General features: G+C 39.7%; 2 protein-coding genes. Both read right to left on the minus strand.

The window, feature by feature from the left end; all coding sequences use genetic code 11:
- Window positions 1-35 precede the first annotated feature (35 nt).
- Window positions 36-800 (minus strand): IS21-like element helper ATPase IstB, encoded by a 765-nt coding sequence (gene istB / locus ACJ004_RS29960; RefSeq protein ID WP_410896720.1) that lies wholly within the window; start codon window positions 798-800, stop codon window positions 36-38.
- Window positions 797-2,359 (minus strand): IS21 family transposase, encoded by a 1,563-nt coding sequence (gene istA / locus ACJ004_RS29965; RefSeq protein WP_410896721.1) that lies wholly within the window; start codon window positions 2,357-2,359, stop codon window positions 797-799. Before istA ends, istB begins: the two co-directional genes overlap by 4 nt.
- Window positions 2,360-2,461: the final 102 nt, after the last annotated feature.

Raw genomic sequence — 2,461 nt, forward strand, 5'->3', positions numbered from 1 at the left:
TGTGAGCGTCAAGTAGAAATGAACAATTTTGCTGATTAATTTTGAACACTTTCTTCATTAAAAATCTTTTGTCTGTTTCTCATTCTATGGCTATCTTCATGGAAGCTCACAATCTCTGCACGATGAATCAAACGGTCTAATATGGCTGTAGCTACACCTACATCCCCAAGCAATTCTGTCCACTCCTTCGGAGATCGGTTGGACGTAAGGATGATAGATGAATGGTTATATAAATCATTGACTAGCTGAAAGAAAAGGTTGGCTTCTCTCGGATCCATAGCTGCGTACATCAAGTCGTCAATGATCACTAGGTTAGAATCCTTAATTTTTTTTATCCTAGTTTGTGATTTCCTCGTGATGTCTAGAGTTTTTAACGTGTGGACCAATTCTCCCATTGATATAAATGAAACCTTGTAGCCTTTCTGGATGGCTTCCAGTCCGAGTCCTACTGCCAAGTGAGTCTTACCGACTCCTGGAGGTCCCAATAGGATTAGGTTAAAGAGCTGCTCCACCCACGCCAGTTCCTTCAATTGATTAAATTCCTTTTGGCTCAATGATTCCTGTTCCTCTAAATTAAAATCATCCAAAGGGGTTATACACGGAAAAGAGGCAAGCTTAAGCCTTTTTTCCATGTTCTTTTCATCTCTTTTGTTTCGTTCGTACTCTACCAGAATATTTAAGAAAGAAAGGTAGCTAACTTGATCTTTCTCGGCTTTTGCCAGAATAGCGGGAAGCTCTTTTGAAGCTTCCGAGAGACGGAGAGATACAAGGGCATCCTGAAGTTGCTGAATTTGTCTCATTTAATTCCCTCCATGATTGCGACATAGTGGTCAAATGGACGCTGCTTAGCTTCTGCGTTAAGTAACGGCAATTCCGCTACATCGGCAGATGTTGGTTTAGAATCAGCGATAGCGCTTGGGCTGTTCATGTTAACTTGACGCTGGCGTTTCAATAGTTGGACAACATCCTGAAAATCGTTAGCGCTAAACAGTTGTCTTTCCATACATAACGCAAGTGAATCATCAAGAACTTCAACTGAACAAACATCAATACACTTTTTTATGATACTCAACTGATCACGGAGATATCTAGGATATCTGTTTCGTAGTTCCTGAAAATACATCTGGGCCATCTCACTGTTTGTAAAGTGGCTACCCACAGCCTCCATTAATTCCTTAAGTCCTTTGGAACGGTCACGCTGATGGGATGTATTACGAATCAGTTGACCTTTATCAGGGCTGATTGAATGACTTGCCAATACTTCTCCTGTCTCTTTGACATAAATGATTAGTTTATTTTCTTTATTTCTCATTATTTGAACTTCCGGGTATTTCTGATAAGTGCCGAGAGGCACTGTATAACGATTCGAAAGGAATAATACCGTGTTGTCCTTCCGTACACTTCTTGTTATACTAGTATTACTATTATGATTTAATAGGCTGACCTGCCTCATGTGTTGCTTTTCCAGGAGAAACACATCGGTGGGTCTTCTTTTTGTCCCATTGTGGATTTTACCGTTTCCTGTTCTGCTCAACCAGTGCTGGCATTGTTCATTCCAGGAATCAATATTGTGAAAAACTCTATGTAGAACAAAGTTTTTCTTGATGAATCCCACGGCGTTTTCTACCCTTCCTTTGCTTTCAGGATCTGCCTTTCGGCATAAAACCACCTTAAACTTTACTTCATTGACAAACTGCTGAAAATCCTCAGTTAGAAGGAGATCGCCTTCATTTTCGGAGACAACCAACAAACGATCTTGATCATATAGAATTTCCTTAGAGACTCCACCAAAGGCAATAAACGCTTTTTTATGGGCTTCAACTACATCCTTGGTAGTAAAAGGACGATTCTGAAACCAAACATATTTGTATCTCGAATGTGCAAGCACAAATACTATAAACATGAGTTTGACAGACTTTCCAACTTTATTTCTAACGGTGACAAAGCCAAAGTCAGCCTGTATTTGTTCACCCATTGGAGGATCAGGTATTGCCTCATAGTTTCGTTTCTGAGCCTCTCTAGGGATAGAAAACTCCTCTCGAAGTTCCTTCACATAATTCCGTACGGTACTTTCACCAACTTTGAAGGTAGGGAATTTCTCTTTCAGCCAATCATTAACCTGTGCTGCCGAAATGTCCGGGTATTCCCTTAGCCAATTCAAGATCAACTCTTTATGTATATCCAATTTCTTCGTTCTGATCATAGTTGATGCTGTCCATTCTGCCATTTCATCTGGTGACTTCTCAAGGTACTTATACACTGTATTTCTTGATATCTTTAACTTTCTTGCGATAGCTGAAACGCTGTATCGCTGGTTGACCATCCCTCTAATCTGTATGTACATTTCAAACTTATCCACCTTCCAAATCCTCCTGCCTTTATCTTAGAAGCTAATAATCTATGATAAAGACAATAGGTATTTTAGTAAATAAGTGTTCATATTTATTTGGCGTAAACTGTT

It is taken from the genome of Neobacillus sp. 204 (assembly GCF_046562815.1).
In the GTDB taxonomy this organism is placed as follows: Bacteria; Bacillota; Bacilli; order Bacillales; family Cytobacillaceae; genus Neobacillus.

Bases quoted from the DNA above. Each gene is read 5' to 3' on its own strand.
- istB (WP_410896720.1), bottom strand. From the start codon at position 800: ATGAGACAAATTCAGCAACTTCAGGATGCCCTTGTATCTCTCCGTCTC.